The organism is Paraburkholderia phytofirmans (assembly GCF_046028095.1).
Taxonomy (GTDB): Bacteria; Pseudomonadota; Gammaproteobacteria; order Burkholderiales; family Burkholderiaceae; genus Paraburkholderia; species Paraburkholderia phytofirmans_A.
The window spans coordinates 315,703-336,726 of the sequence record NZ_JAQQDJ010000010.1; the positions used below are offsets into that span (position 1 = coordinate 315,703).

Annotated in this window: 16 protein-coding genes; 6 read left to right on the top strand and 10 right to left on the bottom strand. The window is 63.4% G+C overall.

What is annotated here, in order from left to right; genetic code table 11:
- The first annotated feature begins 311 nt into the window (after positions 1-311).
- Positions 312-896, top strand: coding sequence for a hypothetical protein (locus PQR54_RS26855; RefSeq protein ID WP_408250951.1), 585 nt, complete (start codon positions 312-314; stop codon positions 894-896).
- A 251-nt stretch (positions 897-1,147) separates the two neighbouring features.
- Positions 1,148-2,236: a hypothetical protein gene (locus PQR54_RS26860; RefSeq protein WP_408250953.1), complete on the top strand. Its 1,089-nt coding sequence runs from the start codon at positions 1,148-1,150 to the stop codon at positions 2,234-2,236.
- Positions 2,237-2,290: 54 nt separating this feature from the next.
- On the opposite strand, the gene PQR54_RS26865 is transcribed toward PQR54_RS26860, so the two are convergent.
- Both PQR54_RS26865 and PQR54_RS26870 read right to left on the bottom strand, forming a co-directional pair.
- Positions 2,291-3,364, bottom strand: a complete 1,074-nt coding sequence (locus PQR54_RS26865) for a glycosyltransferase (RefSeq protein ID WP_408250955.1) — start codon at positions 3,362-3,364, stop codon at positions 2,291-2,293.
- Positions 3,364-4,617: an oligosaccharide flippase family protein gene (locus tag PQR54_RS26870; RefSeq protein WP_408250957.1), complete on the bottom strand. Its 1,254-nt coding sequence runs from the start codon at positions 4,615-4,617 to the stop codon at positions 3,364-3,366. Before PQR54_RS26870 ends, PQR54_RS26865 begins: the two co-directional genes overlap by 1 nt.
- A gap of 330 nt (positions 4,618-4,947) precedes the next feature.
- On the opposite strand from PQR54_RS26870, the gene PQR54_RS26875 reads away from it, so the two are divergent.
- Positions 4,948-6,153: a glycosyltransferase gene (locus PQR54_RS26875; RefSeq protein WP_408250959.1), complete on the top strand. Its 1,206-nt coding sequence runs from the start codon at positions 4,948-4,950 to the stop codon at positions 6,151-6,153.
- A gap of 117 nt (positions 6,154-6,270) precedes the next feature.
- Here the strand turns inward: PQR54_RS26875 and PQR54_RS26880 are convergent, their stop codons facing one another.
- The gene (locus PQR54_RS26880; RefSeq protein ID WP_408250961.1) at positions 6,271-7,425 is read right to left on the bottom strand and encodes an acyltransferase family protein; all 1,155 of its coding nucleotides are present in this window, start codon (positions 7,423-7,425) and stop codon (positions 6,271-6,273) included.
- A 385-nt stretch (positions 7,426-7,810) separates the two neighbouring features.
- On the opposite strand from PQR54_RS26880, the gene PQR54_RS26885 reads away from it, so the two are divergent.
- Together PQR54_RS26885 and PQR54_RS26890 are read left to right on the top strand one after the other, a co-directional pair.
- The gene (locus tag PQR54_RS26885) at positions 7,811-9,286 is read left to right on the top strand and encodes a hypothetical protein (RefSeq protein WP_408250963.1); all 1,476 of its coding nucleotides are present in this window, start codon (positions 7,811-7,813) and stop codon (positions 9,284-9,286) included.
- A 14-nt stretch (positions 9,287-9,300) separates the two neighbouring features.
- Positions 9,301-10,521, top strand: coding sequence for a glycosyltransferase (locus PQR54_RS26890; RefSeq protein WP_408250965.1), 1,221 nt, complete (start codon positions 9,301-9,303; stop codon positions 10,519-10,521).
- Positions 10,522-10,617: 96 nt separating this feature from the next.
- Here the strand turns inward: PQR54_RS26890 and PQR54_RS26895 are convergent, their stop codons facing one another.
- Together PQR54_RS26895 and PQR54_RS26900 are read right to left on the bottom strand one after the other, a co-directional pair.
- The gene (locus tag PQR54_RS26895; protein ID WP_408250967.1) at positions 10,618-12,357 is read right to left on the bottom strand and encodes an FAD-dependent oxidoreductase; all 1,740 of its coding nucleotides are present in this window, start codon (positions 12,355-12,357) and stop codon (positions 10,618-10,620) included.
- Between the two features lie 221 nt (positions 12,358-12,578).
- Positions 12,579-13,199 carry a DapH/DapD/GlmU-related protein gene (locus PQR54_RS26900; RefSeq protein WP_408250969.1) on the bottom strand — a complete coding sequence of 207 codons (621 nt, stop codon included), beginning with the start codon at positions 13,197-13,199 and terminating at the stop codon, positions 12,579-12,581.
- Positions 13,200-13,384: 185 nt separating this feature from the next.
- Here PQR54_RS26900 and PQR54_RS26905 point away from each other — a divergent pair, with 185 nt between their 5' ends.
- Positions 13,385-13,870, top strand: a complete 486-nt coding sequence (locus PQR54_RS26905) for a hypothetical protein (RefSeq protein ID WP_408250970.1) — start codon at positions 13,385-13,387, stop codon at positions 13,868-13,870.
- A gap of 29 nt (positions 13,871-13,899) precedes the next feature.
- Here PQR54_RS26905 and PQR54_RS26910 read toward each other — a convergent pair whose 3' ends face one another.
- From PQR54_RS26910 to PQR54_RS26930, 5 genes are all read right to left on the bottom strand, one after another.
- Positions 13,900-15,243, bottom strand: coding sequence for a glycosyltransferase WbuB (locus PQR54_RS26910; protein WP_408250972.1), 1,344 nt, complete (start codon positions 15,241-15,243; stop codon positions 13,900-13,902).
- Between the two features lie 55 nt (positions 15,244-15,298).
- Positions 15,299-16,441 carry a glycosyltransferase family 4 protein gene (locus tag PQR54_RS26915; protein ID WP_134457034.1) on the bottom strand — a complete coding sequence of 381 codons (1,143 nt, stop codon included), beginning with the start codon at positions 16,439-16,441 and terminating at the stop codon, positions 15,299-15,301.
- Between the two features lie 112 nt (positions 16,442-16,553).
- Complete coding sequence (gene fcl / locus PQR54_RS26920) at positions 16,554-17,513, bottom strand: GDP-L-fucose synthase (protein ID WP_408250974.1); 960 nt, start codon at positions 17,511-17,513, stop codon at positions 16,554-16,556.
- A 5-nt stretch (positions 17,514-17,518) separates the two neighbouring features.
- Entirely contained in the window at positions 17,519-18,637 is a 1,119-nt protein-coding gene (gmd, locus tag PQR54_RS26925) for a GDP-mannose 4,6-dehydratase (RefSeq protein WP_408250976.1), read from the bottom strand.
- A 117-nt stretch (positions 18,638-18,754) separates the two neighbouring features.
- Entirely contained in the window at positions 18,755-20,989 is a 2,235-nt protein-coding gene (locus PQR54_RS26930) for a polysaccharide biosynthesis tyrosine autokinase (RefSeq protein ID WP_408250978.1), read from the bottom strand.
- Between the last annotated feature and the right edge of the window lie 35 nt (positions 20,990-21,024).

The following is a 21,024-nucleotide window of genomic DNA, read 5'->3' on the forward strand; positions in this document are numbered from 1 at the left end:
CATTGCTTCATGTCCGACTCCTCATCATCCACGGCGGCGCGGCTGTCCAATCGCTCCCGGCATGGCCGCCATGCCTGGGGATACTCCCTACGTTTTCCGCCATTTCACGCCGATCTGTCTTGTTTCGACTGCAGGATGGCGGTTTCGCCCGCTATGCCAGTGTATTGCGTTGACAATACACGGTGTTACGCTCACTAAAGCAGCCTTCGCGGCAGTGAGCCGCCGTCCAGCGGCAAAATTAGCAGGCATAGAACACATCGCGAAGCGCCATTGCCTACGAAAGGCGAAACATCGCTGCGGGAGAGACTGCGATGCAAATCAAAACATATACCGTACTGACGCTATTGGTGTTTAGCAGTGCTGCTTTCGCATGGCAGCCGCTCACTTATCCAATCCGAAGTCAAAGCCCTTATCAGCGTAGCGTCGATACCGCGCTGTGCTACGCGGCGGCGAACAAACAGACCAAGGTCAACATCGTTCACGAGTCGCAGATTCCACCGCGCAAGCCGGCTGCCACCAAGACTTCGTCGACCGGCGCGCCGTCGCGGCCGCCATTGCCGCCCAGCACCTTCGCGTCCGCGCCGTTCGGCGCGAGCATGCCGGCCGCCGCTGAGCCGGGCGCAAGTGCGCCCGTAGCGGCCACGGCGAAGGGTGCTTCGGCGCCCACGGCGCCGAGCGCGACTTCGGCGGGCACCGCCACTACGGCCGCCACGGCGGCATCGGCGACGACTGCGGACAACAGCGCCTCGGAAACGGCGGCTGCGAGCGCGGCGCAGACGGCTGCGGCATCCAGCGTGAAGCTGCCGCCGCTGCCGGCGCCCGAACCGCCAATGACACAGTACTGGGCCGCGTATGGCGCGTGCATGCAAGCGCGGGGTTACGTAGTCGCACAGTAACCCTGCTTGCAAGCCTCGTTGCGGTGCCTTGTTTTTTCTGATTGTGGCGCCGGCATTCGACGCCCCTTTGCGAAACGGCGATGCTTAGCGACTTCACTTCCGATCAGCACGATCCCTTCCGATGCGGGCACTGCGGTGTCCCGCTAGCCGGTCGCTTCACGCCCTGTCCTTCGTGCCATCGGCGTCCGGCCGATTCGTTCGGCGCGCGTCCGGCGCCGCCTGCCTCGCTCAAAGTCCCGCTGAACAGTCCATTGGACGACTCGCAGCCGCTCGTCGACAGCCGTCTGCCGGCACGCAAGATCTGGAATCCGTCCTCGCGCGCACTAGTCAATCCCTACGAGTTCGTCGAGGAGCCCGAGGTCGCCGTGTCCGCCTATCAGCGACTGCGCCAGCCGCTCGTTCTGGGCGCGTCGGTGCTGGTGGTGACCTCCGCGGTGTATCTGGGTTTCATCCATAGCAACGACTCGGATGTCGGCACGCCAATCGCGGTGTCGGGCAAGGTGCAGACGCAACATGTCGCGCCGCTCGTCGTCATTCCGCAGAAGCCGGCGGCCACAGTCGCGCAGCGGCCCGCGCCTGCCGCTGCGCAAAAGCCCGCGATTGTCGCCGGTCAGAAGCCCGCGACAGTTGCGGCCCAGAAACCTGCCGCTGCCGTCGTACAGAAACCCGCCACCGTCGTCGCCCAGAAACCCACTATCGTCGTCGTCCAGAAACCCGCTATCGCGCCGCCATCTGCCGCCGCGCAGAAACCTGCGGTCACCGCCACCGCACAGCGCGCCACGACTGCCACGACTGCCACGACCGCCAAGAGCATCGCCGCCGTGCGGCCCGCGCCTCTGCGTTCGCCGCCGATTCCGCCACCGGAAGCTCCACCGCCGCTCCCGCGCCGTGTCGCATCCGTTGGACCCGAGGCGAAGCGCAATCCGGGCGGACAGTCAGGCAACCCGCCGGAGCAACCTCGCGCGGATGTGTCGCGGCATATCAAAGCGGCAAGGGCCAATCTGCAGCAGAACAATCTGTCAGCGACCAGAGCGCGCCTTGCGGCGATCATCGCCGTGCAACCGAACAATCGCGACGCGCTGAACATGCGCACCGCACTTAGCACGCGCGAACAGCAGCGCGACGCGCTGCTGAGCCTCGCACGAGGCTGCGGATACATCGCGCGATGGACCTGCGTCTCGCACAACGCCGGCACGGCACTACAGATCGATTCGAGCAGCAAGGAGGCGCAGCGTCTCGTAACGCTCGCGCAGCGCGAAACGGAACTGCAGATTCCGCCGCCCGTGGAGCCCGCGCCCGAGCCGGCGCCCGACATGCGTGACGTGAGCAACCATCATTGATGTCGGCGTCCAGCGGGCCGTAACGAGTGGCAACAAGAACACGCGCGCTGCACGTTAACGGGCCGACACCGCCAGACTCACCTGACGCGCGATCGCGCGATAGCGGTCAGCGGTATCCCTGAGCGTCAAGCCGGCCAGCGAGCGTTCCGCCCGCGCCTGCCCTAGCGCAACGATCACCGCCTCGGCATAGCACTGCACATCGCCGGTATCGACCAATTGGACGCCCGGAAATCCGCTTGCAAAAGCAAAAGCCGGGATCTTGCTCGCGACGATCGGCACGCCGGAAGCCAGCGCCTCGAGAAACGCCACGCTGTGCGCCTCGGATTGCGACGGCATGACGAACACGTTCGATTCCGACAGCACGGTGGCGACATCGGTGCGCGGGCCCGCCACCGCGACACGCTCCGCGATGCCCAGCGTCTTCGCCAGCGCGATGACATCGCGCCAGTAGTCGGGGTCTTCGATCACGCCGTACAACACGAGCCGCGCGTCTTTCTCGTGCTTGAGTACTTCGCTGAACGCGCGCACCGTCAGCAGCTGATTTTTCACTGCCGCGTACCGGCCGATCTGCACCACCTGCGGCGCGCGGCCGTCGCGTTCCACACCGTCGGTAAACGCGAAGCGCGAGAGATCCACGCCGTTCGGCACCACGGTCATCGAAGGATGCGGTCCGATGGCCTGCACGTAGTCCGTCACGCCCTGCTCCGACACGCCGATCACCATTCGGGCGCGTCCCGACAGGACATGTTCGATGCGCCTGAACAGCGGACGCTCGAAGTCGTTGGTCGCCGAATGCATGACGTAGACCACCGGCACACGCGACGGCAACGCACGCGCGTAAAACGACGGAATGGTCGCATGCGCAAAGATCACATCCGGACGAAAACGCCGCACCGCGGCGAACAAATGGCACAGCTTGATGAACGAACGATGACGCCGCTCTGGAAAGAAGCACTGCACGCCGTGGCTTTCCAGCTCGTTCTGCAAAGGCGCGAAATCGGCGTGCGCCGGCAACAGCGAAGCCACGCACACCGCCATGCCCTCGGCGCACTGATCGAGCGCAAGATCCTTGGCCAGAACTTCAGCTCCTGACAGACGCGGCGCAAGAACCAGGTGAAAGACGCGCATCACGGCGTCCTTGCCGTCAATGTCCTGAACAGCATCCATGCGGCGGCACAGCCGAGGCCGAGCGTCATGGACCACGCAATACCTGTCACGCCCCAATAATGCACGGCAGGCGGCGCACTCGCCAGCAGCACCACGACCTGAATCGCCGACGCATGCACGGTCGCCTTCGCATCACCCACTGCGCGCAGATAGGCCACGAGCACGGCGATCAACGCGCCGATCGCCATGTTGATCACGAGAATCCTGAAGAGCGGCACCGCCGGCAGCCATGCGGCGCCGAGAATCAGCGAGAAGAGCGGCTCCGCGATCAGCCTCAGCAACGCGACGAAAGCCGCGAGCCCGATCGCGACCACCAGCAGGTAAATCTTGATGACGCGCGCCGCCGACTGCGGACTGCGCCGATGATGCGCGGCGAAGGTAGGAAAGAGGTATTGCGACATGGCGATCGCCGCATCGGCGAGCAGCATCTGCGCGAGCCGCGACGACATCTGATAGCTGCCCAGTTGCGCCGGCCCGAGCAGCTTGCCGACCACGACCTTGTCGAACTGGTTGAGCAACAGGTTGATCACGCTGCTGGCCCAGATCCAGCGGCTGAATCCGACATAGTGACCGATGCCCGACCACACGGCGCGGATCGGCGGACGCGGTTTCATGGTCGCCCAGGTCAGCGTGCTTTTCAGGCTTTCGCCGGCCACGAGGCCGATCAGCACCGAGGACGCACCGGCGCCGAAATACGCGAGCGCGAGTCCGACCGCGCAATCGACGAACGACGCCGCCACCTCCACGCCCGCGATGTGCTGGAAGCGCCGCTCGCGCTGCACCACGTAATAAGCCGGCGACGCCAGACCGCGCAGCAACGGCAGCAGCGCCGCGAGCTGGATCAGGATCAGCGAGCCGTCGAGATGGAACTGGCTGCTCAGCAACGGGGCGAGCGCGACCAGCAGCAGCGAGATGAGCACGCCTCGCGCCGTCAATGTGGTCCACACCGCGCCGAGCTGCGAGCGCGAAGGCGGATGTTCGCCTTGAATGACCGCTTGCGCGAGGCCGGTATCGGACAGCGCTTCGGCAATCGCCACCGCGAGCAGAGCCACACTCACGCTACCGATTGCCGCCGGCCCGAGCATCCGGCCAATCGCAAGAAATTTGATCGCTACAAGTCCACGCACGGCGAACTGCTGTAGCAGGACCCACGTCGCCGCACTCGCGCCGAAGCTGCCCGCCACCGAGAACGCCGGAAGCCTGATCGCCCGCAAGCTGTTTCTCCGTCGAATCGGAGCGCCGTTGAATCGGCCGCGCGCAGAGCGATTTCGTGGATCGCTCTGTGAACGCCGCCAGCGCATAATTTGTTAGGTCGCGCCAGCAAGCTGGCGAGTTTTTTCAACGAACTTCATGCACGACCATACCGCGAGAGAATCGCCTACAACCGCCATCAGCTAGGCCGGTTCAGCCTAAGCCCACGCCCCCTAGTACGCTGAACCACAAAGCCGGACAAATTAGTAGTTACACGGATTCCGGCGATGCTAACGTTGTTCAGCTAGCGCCATGCGGGAAGCGGCGCTCGGGTACTTATTTCCGCAACGCAAATGGTTACCGACGCAATGGAACAAGACTACGTCCTGATCGTGGAACCGAATCTCACCGGCCACCGCTGGCGATACGCCGAGTGGATCATGCAGGCCTGCGCGGAAGCCGGCTATCCGTGCATGCTCGTGACCGAGTGCGCCAACGAAGACCACCGGCTCGCAAGACAGATCACCGCGGCAAACCGTCCGGACCAGCAGATCGCTTTCGTCGATCCGGAGGAGAAGCCCAGCAACCGCCTGCCCGACCCCAACGAATACTGGCGCTTTCACCGCTATTTCAAGCGTGTGCACTCGATCATCACCCGCATGCAGTCGATCCGCCTCGTGGTCGTGCCCTACGTCGATTACTTTTTCTATTCGCTGCCGTTTCTCGGCTCGCCTTTCGGCAAGACGCCATGGATCGGCATCACGATGCGCTCGACGTTCCATCATCACAAGGTCGGCATAAAGGCCCCCGATCGCCCGGTCGTCAATGCGATCAAGGCGCTGCTCTTCAAGCGCGCGATCCGCACCACCGGCCTGCGTACGCTGTTGACGATCGATCCGACCTTGCCGGAATGGTCGGCGCGCAGCGCGTCGAAGCGCAGCGCCGCGATTGCCTATGTGGCCGACCCGTTTCCCGATGAACACGCGGAAAATCCCGTGCTGGCCCGCGAGCGTCTGGGGCTCGATCCCGAGCAGCGCTATCTGCTGGTGTACGGCGCGATCACGGAACGCAAGGGCATCTACGAACTGGTGCATGCGCTGACGCGTCTCGAGCACGCGCCCACACTGATCGTCGCCGGCGAGCAGGATGCGGGCACGCGTCATTTCATGCGCAACCATGTGCGCAGTCTGAATCCCGCGCCGCTGGTGCTCGACGCCTTCATTTCCAACGATATGGAGCGCGATCTGTTCTCCGCGTGCGACGCGGTGTGGCTCGGCTATAAAGGGCACTACGGCATGAGCGGCGTGCTGGTGCAGGCGTACCGTTTCGGCAAGCCCGTGATTGCCACCGAAGACGGTTTGATCGGCTGGTTCAGCCGGCGTTGCGAACTGGGGCCGATTTTGAGCGACCTGAGTTCCGCGTCGATCGGCCGTGCGATCACCGAGACCATGACCTCGTGGCCGCATGCGCCTGAAGCCATGCCGTCCGAGCGTGAAGACCTGCTGTCACGGCATACGCTCGGGCAATTCAAGCAAACCTTGCTGCAACAGATGGCCTGATTCCGCAGCAGGTTCTTCAAAAAAACGAGGCGTCCATCAGTGCGATGGACGCCTCGTCGCATGTGACGTCGGTTTATGGCCGCATACGCAAGTAAGCGGCCGCATGCTCTTGCATGCTCAGGATAACTGCCCACCGGCGGCAGCGGCGGGCACTTCCTCGCGCACCGAACTGCTGCGCTTTTCGGGGAACAGCGCATTGCGCATCAAGAGGAACGGATACTCGATGGCACGCGTGGTCACATAGCCGATTGCGATCGCGATCGCAAACTGCGCCGCGAGCGCGACGACCCAGATCAGGCTCGGCGCGAGACCCAGCGCGGTCGCTTTCCGGATCAGCATGTCGCCGGGCGCGAGCGCGAGCGAATGCCACAAGTAAATACCGTACGAATAAAGGCCGATCCAGGCTATGCCACGATAGATCCACGACGTGCGCAACGATCCCGAATATTCGAGCACCAGCACGATCAGCGCGGCGAAGCCGAGCGCCTGGATCGTGTAGCCGATGCTTTCGTCCAGTGCCAGGTTCCTGGTGGCGAATGCGAGCCATGCACAAAGCAGGACAACGCTGAAGATCAGCAGCCACTTGCGCTTCGCGAGCTGATGATAGACGCCGGGTTTCATCCAGTAGATCGCGGAAAGAATCACGCCCACCAGCAGGCTGTCGATGCGGTATTGCGTGTAAGCAAACGCGCCGTCGAGATTGCCGCCCGCCACCGCGAAGCAGCGCGCTGTGAGCACCACCGCGCAGATGCCGGTGAGCACGCTGACGATCGTCCACGCGCCGAGACGCCAGCGCGAGAACATCAGCAGAAGCGCCGGCAGCACCAGATAAAAGTGTTCTTCGACCGCCAGGCTCCAGGTCTGCGTAATCGACGTGCCCAGGTAGTTCTGCAAGTGCGTCAGGTTCTGGACGAGGAAGGTATTCCACGGGTGGCGTCCGGCCAGCACATGGAAGGCGATCAGCACGTAATACGCGGGCCAGATGCGGAAAATCCGCCGGATGATAAAGCGCCGGGCATCGACATGACCGGTTTCGGCGTACTGTCGAAGCAGCAGGCCGCCCACCAGAAAGCCGCTCAACGTGAAGAACAGGTTCACGCCTTCGCGGCCGAAACTCTTCAGCGGGTACTCAATAATCTGGATGAGGTAATTGCCGGTATGAACAGCATGAAAGTGAAAGCCCATCACCATGATGATCGCGATGCCGCGGACGAAGTCGAGCTCGATCGCCCGTCCGGCTTTTGCGGGTCCCGCCCCGCCGAATAACTTCATGCTGTTCCCCTCTGTCGACCCAAGTTAGCGCTTTAGCGCTTACTTGGGTCCCATGCAAAGCTGTCGATTAGAGTTAGCGCTTTAGCGCACACTCCGATCCCATGCAAATATTGCCGTCGACTCTCACAAGGCACGCGGCCCTTTTTGCATATTCGGTGTCGGCAAGCGTGCGTGCGCGCCAACTTCAAGGCATTGACCGACAACCTGCGCAAGTGTGCGCGCCTCTTGCAGAGCTTACGCTTTCCGCCGACGCCTAAATCCAGGCATTGTTCGACGAATGCGGTCCAGCCAACTAACAGGCGTAGCCATTCCTTCAAAATAACCCGATGCGAGACCGTCCGCTATAGACCGCGGCGAATCTACGGCGACGGGGAGGGAATCGTTAATGCGCCATCAGTATGCAACGCCCTGGATATGGTTTTTTCTGCTGCCGCTTGCGTTCGACTACAAGGCGACCGACGCGAATACGGGTCACTTCGCGCAGTTCATCTTCGTCCTGCCGGCGATCGCCGCGGGGATTGCCCTCCTTCTCATCGCGCCGCGCTTTCACGAGCGCTCGCGGCTGCGCTCCATCGTGACGTGGAGCATGATCCTGTGCGTGTTCGGCAGCATCGTCGCGCAACTGGTTCAGGATAATGACACCGGCAACTATCTGCGCGTGCTGCTGCCGTTCATTCTCTTCATGCTGGGCTATCTCGTGGCATGCCGCCCGTGGAGCGAGTTTCGCATCGCCCAGTTCGAAAAAGCCCTGTTTGTCGCCAACGTCATCAGCCTTCTGTTCACGCTGGTCTACGGCATGGCGACGGGTGGCGATCTCGACGACGTGCGCTTCCGTATCCTCTCCGTGACGTTGCTGGGTTTGCAAGGCGTGTTGCTGCACGAATTCATCGTGGCAAAGCGCTATTCGCTTTTCACGGTATCGATTTTCGCCCTGAGCGTGATCATCGAATTGCTGAGCGTGACCCGCAGCGTGATGGTCGGCACGGCGCTGTTGTTCCTGATCGCAATGGGGCTGAGCGCGCCGTCGATCCGGCATATCTGGCGCGCGATGAGCCGCACCGTGATCATCGGCGCCGTGCTCGCCGGCGCGGCCGGCGTCGCGGCCCTGACTTTCCCGACCGTCGCCGAGCACTGGACGCAGCGCATCTTCTTCTCCGAGGAAACCCGCTCCGGCAAGGATCCGACCACGATCACGCGTCTCGCGGAAATGCGCGACCAGTACGATCAGGTGACCGCGGAACCGACGACCTTGTTGTTCGGCGAAGGCTACGGCCACTACTACCGCTACTCGCCGGTCTATCTGCCGGACCTCGCCGGCCAGATCAGCGAGAAAGACTTCTACGCAATCAACGAATGGGCCGCGGGCCACAACTTCTGGGTCTATCAGTTCTTCGCGGGCGGCCTGCTGTTCGGCATCGGCATGCCGTTGGCCACGCTCGCCGCGCTGGCGATCTGCTTCTTCTCGTATCGCTACTGGCGCTCCGTCGTGCCCGACGCGCCCATGCTGCCGGTACTGGGGCGCGCCATCATGCTGTTTGCCGCGTTGCCGGCCACGTCGATCGGCGGCAATCCACTCGGGCCGCGTTTTTCCGGGCTGATCTTCGGCGTCGCGCTCGGCTTGATGATCGCCACGCACGCGCGTTTGCAGCGTGCGCTGCCGGCGCGCGTACGGCGCTTCCGTAGCCCGCCGTCCGTCAGCCCGGAAGCGATGCCGGAGTTGCCCGGCATGATCCGGCCGGGCATGGGCCGCGCCGACCTTTCGTCGACGCTCGGCATGTCGCACACCGCGAGCTCCGCGTCCGAAAGCGGCCAGTTCGGCGCCCTCGTCCCGCACTCGCCGCCCAGGCATCGTTCCAACTGACCGAATACCGCCCGATGAAAATTCTCCACCTGCTAGCAAGCGTCGACCCACGCGCCGGCGGTCCCGTTGAAGGCGTTCGCCGCAGCGGCCTGGCGATGCGCGAAGCCGGCCACGAGATCGAAGTGGCGACCTGCGATGCGCCCCGCGACGCCTACCTTGCGTCCTTCCCCTTTCCGATCCACGTCTTCGGCCCGACCAAAGGCCGCTACAGCTTCAGCGAACGCCTCGCGCCGTGGCTCGCTGCCAACGCGAAGCGCTTCGACGCGGTGATCGTGCACGGCCTGTGGCAATACCACGGCTTCGCGGCATGGAAAGCGCTGCACAAGAGCGAGGTGCCGTACTACGTGTATGTGCACGGCATGCTCGACCCGTGGTTCAAGGAGGCTTACCCGCTCAAGCATCTGAAGAAATGGCTGTATTGGCCGTGGGCCGAATATCGCGTGTTGCGCGACGCGCGCGCCGTCATCTTCACAACCGAGGAAGAACGCACGCGCGCACGCAAGTCGTTCTGGCTGTACCGCGCGCATGAACGGATCGTGCCATTCGGCACGACGGTGCCGCAACTCGAAGCGGCGCCGCTGCGCGAAGCGTTCCTGCAAGCCATACCGAGCCTGCGCGGCAAACGCATTGTGCTGTTTCTAGGCCGCGTCCACGCGAAGAAAGGCTGCGATCTGCTGATCGACGCTTTCGCACGCATTGCCAGCCGCGATCAGACGCTGCATCTCGTGATCGCGGGTCCGGATGAAACCGGCTGGGCCTCGACGCTGCGCACCCAGGCGCAGGCGGCCGGCATCGCGCATCGCGTGAGTCTGCCGGGCATGCTTCAGGGCGAACTCAAGTGGGGCGCTTTTCATGCGAGCGACGTGTTCGTTCTGCCGTCGCATCAGGAGAATTTCGGCGTGGCGGTGGCCGAGGCGCTCGGCTGCGGATTACCTGCGCTGATCTCCGATAAGGTCAACGTGTGGCACGAAATCGAAGCGGACGGCGCGGGGATGGTGGCCGCGGATACCGTCGACGGTACGGAAAAGAATCTGCTGCGCTGGCTCGAACTGGACGACGCGGCTCGCGCGGCGATGCGCGCCCAGGCGGCCGAGACCTTCAACGCGCGCTTCCGTGTCGAGACCATGGTCAGCTCGCTGACCGATCTGCTCGAGACCAGGGGCGGCCACGACGACGCGCGTAACAACGACAATACGCTCACCACGCTGCGCGAAACGACCCAGCCGACTCACTGACGCGCTCGGCCTGCCACCAGACGGTATCTCTTCAGCCGACAACAAAGCGAAATGGCGCGCCTTGTGCGCGCCATTTCGCTTGTCCTGATCACACGCTCACTGCTCTTTCATTAACGGCGTCAAGGTCGAAGCGGCAATTGGCAACGTGTCGACCTGCGGCGGCGTCTGAAGCGACATGGTGGAACTGTTGGCCGCTTCGCCTCGCGTACTGCCGACGGCGTCCGGCACATCGAGTCGCCGCATCAGATGGCCAGCGAGACGCAACGACAGCGCGGCAATCGTGATGGTCGGGAAATTAGCGCCGACGGTCGGAAACACCGAGCTGCCGCCAATATACAGATTGCTGATCCCGTGCACCTTGCAGTCGCGATCGACCACGCCCTCGCGCGGCGAATCGTGCATGCGTGTGGTGCCCATGTGGTGCCACGTGCCTTCGAGCTTCGCCGGCCACGTGCGGCCTTCGAGCGGCTCATCGAGCGTGACGTCCGCGACGTTCGCCATCTGCAATTCCTTCGCGAGCAACTGGAAGGTCTTGTCGAACGTGCGCTGCACCTGGTCGCCGAGGCGCCATTCCACCCGCACGCGCGGCATGCCGAAGTGGTCGCGCTTGTCGGCCGACAAGGTCACCCGGCTATCCGGATTGGGCTCCGCTTCGACGATGGCCTGCAGCGTCACGTCGGTGATCAACGCGGGCCATTGCAACAGCCGCGTCAAGCCGAAACCGACGGTGTCCAGCGGGTGCGCAATCATGGTCTCGATGTCGCGCTTCACGCTGCGGCCAGGCTGGTCCTTGCCCATCAGCGCTTCCTTGAAGCGGATCAACGCCTCGGAACCCGCGCTGCCCTCGCCGTACCATTTCGAGTAGAGCCACACGCGTGAATTGAGCAGCTTCTCGCGTTCCATCCACTCCTGCTTCGGCGCGAACTGGGACGAGATCTTCGTGCCGTGCGCCGAGACAGCCACATTCTGATAGTGGTACTTGATGTCGTACAGCTTGTTGCGCGCGATGCCCGGACGGAAGCGCACCTTGCCCGACATCATGCGCGGATGATCCATGAAGTAGCGACCGACCAGATCGTTGGCATTGCCGAGTCCGGCGGACTGCACGTTGTTCGACGCCAGCAGCAGGCGCGCGTTTTCGATACCGCCCGTGGCCAGCACGAAGATTCGCGCGGTCACGGTCAGGGCGCGGCCGCTGATGGTGCCCACCTTCACTCTGGAAATCGTCGTGCCCTGCGCGTCGGCGTCGATACTGAGCACGTTCGCATGAAGGAACACGCGGACCCGCGTCGAATGCGACAGTTCTTCGCGATACGCCTTGCCGAAGCGAACCGGCGGACTGAACTGCGCAACCGTATCGCGCATGTCGCCGGTGGCGAGCGGCAAACGGCGCACGTCCTGACGTCCGATCTCGCGCTCCCAGTAAGCGGGGTCGAAATTCTGCGGGCCGAGCTTCAGCAGTTCATGCGTGCGCGCATAGTAAGGCGCCAGTTCATCGAGGCCGAACGGCCAGCCGCTGTGCGCGATCCAGTCGCGCTTTTCGAAGTCCCAGGGATCGAGCGGGCGGCACCAGCCGCCCCAGCAGTTGCTGCTGCCGCCGAAATAGCGGCTGCGCGAGCCGTCCGCGAATGTGTAGGGAAGGCCGATGTTCTCGCCGCGATAGAGGTCGCGAGTTGCGTCGTCAGGTCCGAAACCACCGCTTTCGAGCATGCAGGCGTCGATACCCGCCCTCGACATTTCGAGCGCGAGCGTAATGCCCGCCACGCCTCCGCCGATGATGCAGACCGTCGTCTCGACGACGGTGTTCTGTTCAACAGTACGTGTATCGATGAACATCCGCTACTCCCCATCTGCTTCACGCATTTCCTGAGCATGGCGCGGTTCGCCAGGCGGAGCTGGCAACCAGACCATGCAGACGTCGCGGCCGGAACTTGCATGGATGCCGCCGCGAATGCCGCGCATCATGCAGTGCGGCAATCCCATTGCGACGGCCGGCATTCCGGCAAAACGACCTCGGCCACCCCAGCGTACAAACGCCGCGGTTTTAAGTCTGTGGTTCAGGTCACGGAGTCGAACCGTTTCCTGATAAAACGGCAAGGATTGCCGCCGTACACGCCCTCCGCTTCCAGCGAACGGTGCACGACCGACAAAGGCGTCACGACCGCCGAACGGCCGATCGTCACGCCCATTTGCACCACGCACTTCGAAGTGATCCAGACGCCGTCCTCGATGATGATCGGCGCGACATGCAGATCCATCGTCGTGCTCATGTCGTGCGATCCAGCGGTGAGGAACGTGCCCTGAGAAATGCACACGTTCGAGCCGATGCGAATCAGCGTCTGGTTGTAGATCCATACGTCGACACCGAACCAGCAGTTGTCGCCCACCTCGAGATTCCACGGCGCCTTCACGCGCAGCGGATGCACGAATCGGCAACCTGTACCGATCTTCGCGCCGAACAGACGCAGCAACGCAACGCGCACACCTGAGAGCGGCAGCAATTTGTTGTTGATCACACAGGCTTCCAGCACGAACCAGATGAGTTCGATCAGCGCGCCGCGCCTCGCCTGATAGTTTCCTTTTCCGGCCTGCGACAGATCGATCACGCGGCCGTTCTCGCGCGCGCTCTCGGCTTGCGGCATGCGCCCGACGTGAGGATCGTCGGCTACGTTACCCATCAGCTTTCTCCGAACCACGAACAGTGGTAAACATAGGCAGGCATGCCAGGCAAACCTCTCACATTATGTTGCGGCGCCTGGCCCGGCTTCACGCGGTGGCTGTGCGGGCAAGCGTTTTGGCGGCTACACGCGTACTGGTTGGCGCACGATAGCTTTATCCCGACAGCATCTCCTTGGGGAATCACATGATCACCTCGCTTCGACACACTGCTAGCTGGACGCTTCTCGCGATCGCATCGTGCGCGGTGCCGGCGTTCGCGCAGAACGCCGCGCCCAATAACGCGGCGCCCGCACGCCCGCCCGCCGCGACGGCGGCCAACGGCTACGGTCTCAATGCGCAGCTTCCCGCCAACCGGCGCGCCGCGCATCGCAGTAGCGAGCAGGCGTTGCTTGGCTCGCCGAACCCCTACAGCACCGACGGCGCGCAAGGCGATACGAACGACGCCCAACGCGCGGCGCTGCTCGACACGCAACGCATGACGGTGCTGGGCGGCGACCAGGCCGCGCAGCCGGCGGTGGGCAAAGGCAAGGGCAAGGGCAAAGCGCCGGCTGTAGCCAACGGCCAGCTGCGTGTAGCCGCCCAGCCAGGACGTCCGAATGCAGGCGCCGCGAGAAACACCTATACCGATCCCTACGCCAGCAAGCAGGGCGTCTACCGTTCTCCGTGGTGATATCGACTTCATGACAGCCGCGTGCCGGATCAATCCGGCGCGGCTTCCTCCGCGGTAGCCGGTTTTCGCCGGCGCCGCGCTGCGGCACCAGAAGGCCGCGCGCCCAAAGACGGCGCATTGCTTTTGCTGTCCTTGCCGCGTTTGCCCCCCACTTCACGCAACAGCATCGCGAGCCGTTCCTCGAAAGTGCGAATCGTCGACTCCGGCGAGAGCGTGCGCTCGGCATAAGCGCGCGCCGCTTTGCCGAGTGCCGCGCGTCGTTCTGCATCGTTCGCCAGCGCCGTGATCGCCGCCGTCAGCGCTTTGAGGTTGTCCGGCGGCACGACCACGCCACGCGGCGCCACGGCTTCGTAGAGCGCGGTGCCGCGACGCGCCATCGCCACGGTCGCGCGTCCGCTCGCGAACATGCCGGTGAGCTTGGACGGCATGACGAGATCGGCCGCGTCGCCGCGTTGCGGCAGCACGTGAATATCGGCGAGGTTGAGCAGTTCGTTCAGGCGGTCCAACGGTTGCAGCGGCAGGAACACGCAATTCGTCAATCGCGAGCAGCGTTCGCGCAGATCTTCTTTCGCGGCGCCGCTGCCGCAGAACACGAAGGTGAGGTCCGTGCGCGCGGCGAGCGCGACGGCCGCATCCGCGAGCGTTTCGATGCCCTGCTTCGCGCCCATGTTGCCGGAGTACAGAATCACTTTCTGGTCGTCAGGAATCCCCAGCAGGCGACGAAATTCGCTCGGCCGCGTGAGCGGAAAAATCATCGACACGTCGACCCAATTGGGCAGGCAGACGACCTTTGTTGCGTCGACGCCCTTGGCCGTCGCGCGCTCGCTCATCTGCCGCGTGATCGAGGACACCGCATCGAAGCGCCGCAGCAAAGCGCTTTCCACCCACCGTGCCACGCGCGCTGCGAACGGGCTTTTCAGCAAACCCAGATCGAATGCCGCATCGACCTCGTAGTCCTGAATATGCAGCCACGCTCGCGCTCGCGTGACGCGTGCAAGCATCAGCGACCCCGGCGCGCACATCAAGGTCGGTGCGATCAGCATGACCGCGTGCGGTCGCCACAGCACATGTCGCACAAGCAGCGGCAGCGAGGTCGCCGCAAAGCTCGCCAGATGCAGCATGCGCTTCAGGCCGCTCGGATGCGCGGGCACCCACAGCGGCGCGCGCCAGATCGCCACGCCGTCGCGCGTCTCGTGCTGATAGCGCCACGACGCGTAGCCCTCGCCGACACGCCACTCCGGGTAATACGGCGGCGCGCATACCACGCGCACGTCATGTCCGCGGCTCGCCAGCAGCACGGCCATTTCCGCCGTGTACTTGCCCACTCCCGTCAGCTCAGGCGCATAGTTGATGCCGTAGATCAGTATCTTCATCGTGGCTGCCGGAGCGAGTAAGGGCGTTGTGCGCGACCTGAATGTGCGAAGCGGCTCAGTCGCTCAACATCAGTGCACAGCCGCGTGCGATGTTGGCCGCCGCGGAAGGCGGATCGAAACGGCGAATCACATCCATGCAGCGGCGCGCGGTGCCGCCCGCGTCGGCGAACGCCTCCATGGCCTTGAGCATGGTGCGCTGCAGGCCGGCGACATCGCCCGCTGTAAACGCATAGCCGCTCACCCCGTCGATGACCAGTTCCGGCACACAGCCGCAGCTTTCGCTGACCACGGCCGGGCAACCATGCGCGAGCGCCTCGTTGACCACGAGTCCCCAGGGTTCGCTATAACTCGGCAGCACCATGCAGGTGGCGCCGTAATATTCCCGCGTCAGCGGCTCGTCTTGCAGACTACCGACGAACGTCACCGCGTCGCCGAGTTCGAGCTCGGCCACCTTCGCATGCAACGCGTCGCACATCGGGCCGGTGCCGACAATGCGCAGCTTCGCCGCCGGAATCCGCCGCCGCAAGCCGGCGAATGCGTCGATCAGCGTGCCGATGCCTTTCTCTTCGGACAAACGTCCCACGAACAGAAACACCGGCGGATTGCCCGCGCGAGCGGCGACCCGCTCGACCAGCGCACGTTCCGGCGAAAACGAACCGGGCATCGCCGCGGCCTGACACGGCACGAAAATCTTGTCGCGCTTCGCGCCGAGCGACAGCAGATATTCGCGGCTGCGCTCGCCGAAACCGAAATAGCCGTCGCACAGCGAGAAAAACACGCGCTTCGGAATCGACGTCAGCAACTTTTTGGGCCGGTCGCGCGCGGTCGAATCGCAAAACACCGCGCGCCGTTTACCGGTCACGATGCACGCCGCGAGCATCGCCCAGTATTCCGGCCGGTGGTAGCCCGGCAGCACGATCAGATCCGACTTGGTGCGCAACACTTCCCACGTGAGCCGCGCGATCAGCTTCATGGTCGGCACGTCTTCGTAGCAGCCATCGAACAGCTTTTGCATCGGATAGCGGTGAAACGAATAATCGACGTCGGAAAAGCCGACGCGATCGTGCTCGGTATCGGCGATCTGCACCATCGAATAGCGAATCGCTCCGGAAGCCGAAATGTTATGCAAGGCGGAAAACACGACACCCTTGTGGCGCGACCACACGACGTTGTGGAAGATCGTGACTGACGCTGTCATTTTTATGCCACTCCTAGAAATATCGTCCTGCGTGCATGGCGCCTACTGCGCATGCACAGCGTCCCCTTTGGTCCGTCAATCCAAAGCCGCGCTGAAGCGGCCGTCCACGCGCCTACGCTTCGATGGCGGCGGCGGGCGTCGAACCAGCGTGTGATTCGACGAAGTCACGATATGTGGAGGCAATGCCGTCGGTGAGGCCGATCGTGGCCTGCCAGCCCATTTGCGCGAGTCGCGAAACGTCGAGCAGCTTGCGCGGCGTGCCGTCGGGTTTCGAGGCGTCGAACACGAGTTCGCCTTCGAAGCCGACCACCTTACAGATGCATTCGGCCAGCTCGCGAATCGACAGGTCCTCCCCCACGCCTACATTGAAGAGGCCTTCGGTCACGTTGTGCTCGAGCACGAACAGCGTGGCCGCGGCAAGGTCGTCGACATGCAGGAACTCGCGCAGCGGCGTGCCCGATCCCCACACCGTCAAGGTGGCGTCGCCGTTCAGCTTCGCTTCGTGCGCCTTGCGCAGCAGCGCCGGCAACACGTGGCTGCTCTTCAGATCGTAGTTGTCGTTCGGGCCGTACAGATTGGTCGGCATCAACGCGACGTACTGCGTGTTGTACTCGCGGTTGTACGCTTCACACAGCTTCACGCCGGCGATCTTCGCGATCGCGTACGCGTCGTTGGTCGGCTCCAGCGGCGAGGTCAGCAGATACTCCTCGCGGATCGGCTGCGGACATTGCTTCGGATAGATGCACGACGAACCGAAGAACACCAGCCGCTCGACCTTGGCGCGATACGCGGCATGGATCACGTTGGTTTCGATCACCAGGTTTTCATAGATGAACTCACCCGGCTGAGTCGCGTTCGCGAGAATGCCGCCCACGCGCGCGGCCGCGAGCAGCACCACGTCGATCTTTTCGCTTTCGAAGAAGCGATTCACGGCCGCCTGATCCGTAAGATCGAGCTCCTTGCGCGAGCGGGTAATCACGTTTGGATATCCCTCGGCGGCAAGACGCCTGACCAACGCGGAGCCGACCATGCCACGGTGGCCCGCGACGAAGATGCGTGCTTGTTTGTTCATCGCCGTTACTCGTGATGTTCCAGCGCCGTGAATCCGGCCAGCGTGACGAGCGCGTCACGTCGCGCGATCTGATAGTCAGAGCGCACCATTTCCTTGACGAGCGAGGCAAACGAGGTGGTCGGCTGCCAGCCGAGCTTCGTATGCGCCTTCGACGGATCGCCGAGCAGCGTCTCGACCTCGGCGGGCCGGAAGTAGCGCGGATCGACGCGCACGATCACATCGCCCGGCGACATCCTGATCTCGCGCCCTTCCACCTTTTCGACGATGCCGATTTCGTCCACGCCGGTGCCTTCGAACCGCACGGTGACGCCCAGTTCAGCGGCGGCGTGCTGCACGAACTGACGCACGCTGTACTGCACGCCGGTGGCGATGACGTAATCCTCCGGCTGCTCCTGTTGGAGCATGCGCCATTGCATCTCCACGTAATCACGCGCGTGACCCCAGTCGCGCAGCGCAGACAGATTGCCGAGATACAAGGTCTTCTGCATGCCCACCGCGATGCGCGCGACCGCGCGCGTAATCTTGCGCGTCACGAACGTCTCGCCGCGCACCGGCGATTCGTGATTGAACAGAATTCCGTTGCACGCATAGAGACCGTAAGCCTCGCGATAGTTGACCGTGGTCCAGTACGCGAACAGCTTGGCGACGGCATACGGGCTGCGCGGATAGAACGGCGTGGTCTCCGACTGCGGCACCTGTTGCACGAGGCCGTACAGTTCTGAGGTCGAGGCCTGGTAGAAGCGCGTTTTCTCCTGCAAGCCGAGAATGCGGATCGCTTCGAGAATCCGCAAAGCGCCGAGGCCGTCCGCGTTGGCGGTGTATTCCGGCTCTTCGAACGACACCGCGACGTGGCTTTGCGCGGCGAGGTTATAAATCTCGTCCGGCTCGACGCGCTGGATCACGCGCAGAATGCTGGTCGAATCGGTCAGATCCGCGTGGTGCAGAAAGAGACGCTGGTCCGGATCGTGAGGATCGCGGTAGAGGTGATCGATCCGGTCTGTGTTGAACAGGGATGACCTGCGTTTGATGCCGTGTACGTCGTAATCCTTGGAGAGCAGCAGTTCCGCCAGATACGACCCGTCCTGTCCAGTGATGCCGGTGATCAGCGCGACCTTACGTTTCATGGAGTCTTCTCCTCGTTAACCTTTGCAATCCCACCAGTGCCGAAAGCTTTGCTGCGCGGCTTTGCCAAGCGGCTTTGTTGAGCGGCTTTGTAGAGCGGCCGGCCGTCGGCCGCTGTCTCAACCGGCGATGCTGTCGTAGCCGTAGTAGCCGCCCTGATAGCCCGAACCGAGGAACGCGCCTTCCTGCGGCACATCGGTCAACAGAACGCCTCTGAGCCCCACGCCGCCATTGCGCAGCCGCTTGGCCGTTTCCATGACTTCGTTGAGCGGATGGCGGCCGTGCCGCACCACCAGCAGGGTCGTGCCCGCGTACTTGCCGATCACCGTCGAGTCGGTCACCGCGAGAACCGGCGGCGTATCGATGATCACGAGGTCGTAATGCGCCTTCAGTTCTTCGAGCATCGTTTCGAAGCGCTTGCTCATCAGCAGTTCGGCCGGATGCGAGGGCAGCGTGCCCTTGGCAAGCACGTCGAGGCCCGGCAGCACGTCGCGCTGAATCATCGAGCCCAGATCGCCGCCGCTCAGCACGTCGGACAGACCCGGCTGATGCGCGACGCCGAAATGCGAATGCACGTCGCCGCGCCGCATATCGCCGTCGATAATCAGCACGCGCTTGTTCGCCGACGCCACCAGCGCCGCCAGATTCACCGACAGGAACGACTTGCCGGAATCGGGACGCGAGCCGGTGATCATCACCACGTTGTTCTCCGCGTGATCGAGCGAGAGCTGCAACGAGGTGCGCAGATTGCGCACGCCTTCCACCGCGATGTCTTCCGGCGCCTGCTGCGCCAGCACATGCAGCCCGCGACGGCGCAGCATGACGTTTTCCTGCAGCTTCAACTGCGTCTGGCTGCGCGGCACAACGGCGAACACCGGCACGCCGAGCATGCCTTCGAGTTCGTCCGGGCGTTCCACGCCGCCGTACATCGCACGCTTGAAGAAGGTCAGCAGAATGCCGAGCACGAGGCCGCCGCCGAGCGCGATCAGGATCGCGATCACGCGCTTCGGCCGCACCGGTTCATCTGGCGCTTCGGCGAAGTCGACCACGCGCACGTTGCCCACCTGTCCCGCCTTCGCCACGCGCAATTGCTGCGCGCTGTTCAGCAGATTGGTGTACAGCTCCGTGTCGACATGCACGTCGCGCAGCAAACGCAAAGCGGTCTGCTCCGTATCCGGCATCACCGCCACGCTGCGATTCATGTTAGCCGCCGCGCCCTGCAAGGCGGCGATCTGCGCGTCGAGCGAGGCCACTGCCGGGTGATTCGCGGTGAAGCGTTGCGACATCTCCGCGCGTTGCTGCTGCAGATCCATCAGCTTGGTTTTGTTATCGACGATCTGTTGCAGCAGCAGACGGCTTTCTTCGCCCAGGTCGACCGTGCCGTGCGTATTGCGGAACTTGTTGTAGCGTTGCTCGGCGTCGTCGAGTTCCTTGCGCAAGCCCGGTAGTTGCTGGTCGAGAAAGGCCAGCATGTGCTCCGCTTCGGTCGAACGGCTTTCCACATCCTGACGTACGAACTCGCGCGCCATGCTGTTGACGATCGCCGCCGTCAAGCCGGCGTCACCGCCTTCCAGACTCGCGCGAATCACGCCGGATTGCAGCGTGGTTTCCTGCACCACCAGGGCCTTTTGCAAACGGTCCACGGTGCTCAGTGTCGAGGCGCGCTGCAATTCGAAACGCGAGCCGGCGGGGCCGACCAGCTTATCGACGCGCAGCGTGATCGGGCCGTCGGCGGTATCCGTTTGCACGGTTTCGCCGACTTTCCCCGACAGAATCGCAATACCGTTCTTGTCCCGCAGCACGTACGACCCGTCATTGCCGGAAACCAGCGTGAAGGTCGCGTCGTACATTTCCTTCGAGGTGTCGAACTGCGACACCGAAATGCTCTCGTCACCCCATGCATAGCCGGACAGGTTGATGAACTGCGGCAACCTGAAGCCCCATTGCCCGTTCACCAACCCCGCAATCATTCCGCCGATAACCGGAAAATAGCGCGGCGTAGCCGTGATATCGAGGTGCAGCTTCTTGACGGTCTCTTCCGTGACGAGCCGCGACTTCAGCAACTCGATCTCCGCCGCCGTCGAAGGCTTGGTGTCGAACATGCCGGTGAGCGGCGGCAAGGAATCCTTGCCGTTCGCATTGGCATTCGCCGTCTTGTCCTCTACGTGAAACAGAACATCCGCGCGGTACGTCGGCGGCGCGAGGAAAGCGTACGCGCACCCCAGCGCGAGCGCGATCAGCGTCACCACGACGATCGTGCGCCAACCTCGCACGATCGTGCGCAGATAGTCCGACAAGTGAAGCTCGTCCGGACCGGACACGTCGGTGTAACGGTTTTCAAAGTTGATTGCCATTTTGTTCACCCAACAAGGTCCGGAGGTTCAAGTTC

Excerpts from the sequence above, each read along its gene's own strand:
- PQR54_RS26855 (WP_408250951.1), top strand. The coding sequence starts at position 312 with ATGCAAATCAAAACATATACCGTACTGACGCTATTGGTGTTTAGCAGT.
- PQR54_RS26865 (WP_408250955.1), bottom strand. The coding sequence starts at position 3,364 with ATGCGCGTCTTTCACCTGGTTCTTGCGCCGCGTCTGTCAGGAGCTGAA.
- PQR54_RS26875 (WP_408250959.1), top strand. The coding sequence starts at position 4,948 with ATGGTTACCGACGCAATGGAACAAGACTACGTCCTGATCGTGGAACCG.
- PQR54_RS26880 (WP_408250961.1), bottom strand. The coding sequence starts at position 7,425 with ATGAAGTTATTCGGCGGGGCGGGACCCGCAAAAGCCGGACGGGCGATC.
- PQR54_RS26885 (WP_408250963.1), top strand. The coding sequence starts at position 7,811 with ATGCGCCATCAGTATGCAACGCCCTGGATATGGTTTTTTCTGCTGCCG.
- PQR54_RS26890 (WP_408250965.1), top strand. The coding sequence starts at position 9,301 with ATGAAAATTCTCCACCTGCTAGCAAGCGTCGACCCACGCGCCGGCGGT.
- PQR54_RS26895 (WP_408250967.1), bottom strand. The coding sequence starts at position 12,357 with ATGTTCATCGATACACGTACTGTTGAACAGAACACCGTCGTCGAGACG.
- PQR54_RS26900 (WP_408250969.1), bottom strand. The coding sequence starts at position 13,199 with ATGGGTAACGTAGCCGACGATCCTCACGTCGGGCGCATGCCGCAAGCC.
- PQR54_RS26905 (WP_408250970.1), top strand. The coding sequence starts at position 13,385 with ATGATCACCTCGCTTCGACACACTGCTAGCTGGACGCTTCTCGCGATC.
- PQR54_RS26910 (WP_408250972.1), bottom strand. The coding sequence starts at position 15,243 with ATGAAGATACTGATCTACGGCATCAACTATGCGCCTGAGCTGACGGGA.
- PQR54_RS26915 (WP_134457034.1), bottom strand. The coding sequence starts at position 16,441 with ATGACAGCGTCAGTCACGATCTTCCACAACGTCGTGTGGTCGCGCCAC.
- fcl (WP_408250974.1), bottom strand. The coding sequence starts at position 17,513 with ATGAACAAACAAGCACGCATCTTCGTCGCGGGCCACCGTGGCATGGTC.
- gmd (WP_408250976.1), bottom strand. The coding sequence starts at position 18,637 with ATGAAACGTAAGGTCGCGCTGATCACCGGCATCACTGGACAGGACGGG.
- PQR54_RS26930 (WP_408250978.1), bottom strand. The coding sequence starts at position 20,989 with ATGGCAATCAACTTTGAAAACCGTTACACCGACGTGTCCGGTCCGGAC.